Genomic DNA, 640 nt, shown 5'->3' on the forward strand with positions numbered 1-640 from the left:
TTTATTGGTTAATCGCACGAGTTCCAAATAATAACTCCCCCTTAAATAAAACCTCGAGTAAGAAGGATTACGTATGGGTATTTACAACAAATTTGCTTTTGGCGCTGCACTTGTTGCGGCATCGTTTTCAAGCTCTCTTATTGCTGCAGACAATAAGCACGTCGCGATCACGCAGATCGTTGAGCATCCCGCTCTCGATTCAGTCCGACAAGGTGTACAAGATGTGCTCGCAGAATCGGGATTCAAAGCAGGAGAGAATTTAGAGTGGGAATATCAGAGCGCACAAGGAAACCCAACCACTGCCGCGCAAATTGCCAAAAAATTTGCGGGCAATAATCCAGATGTCATCGTGGCAATAGCAACACCGTCTGCGCAAGCGATGGTCGCCTCTGCCCGCAATAGCAACATCATTTTTTCAGCGGTAACAGATCCTGTCGGCGCAAAGCTCGTAGCGGCATGGGATAAACCAAGTCCGAAAGTAACTGGGGTATCAGACCTAACACCTGTCGATAAACACATGGAGCTGACTAAGCAAATCGTTCCAGATGCCGCGAAGGTTGGTGTGATCTATAACCCTGGCGAAGCGAACTCAGTCTCTTTGGTTGAGCTAGTGAAAAAACATGCACCATCACAAGGTATG

General features: G+C 47.2%; 1 protein-coding gene. It reads left to right on the forward strand.

Annotated elements, in window-relative coordinates; all coding sequences use genetic code 11:
• Nucleotides 1-73: 73 nt before the first annotated feature.
• Nucleotides 74-640: ABC transporter substrate-binding protein (locus A3738_RS03315; protein ID WP_197473549.1), on the forward strand; the 567-nt coding region annotated here is incomplete at its 3' end.

The organism is Oleiphilus sp. HI0066, assembly GCF_001635725.1.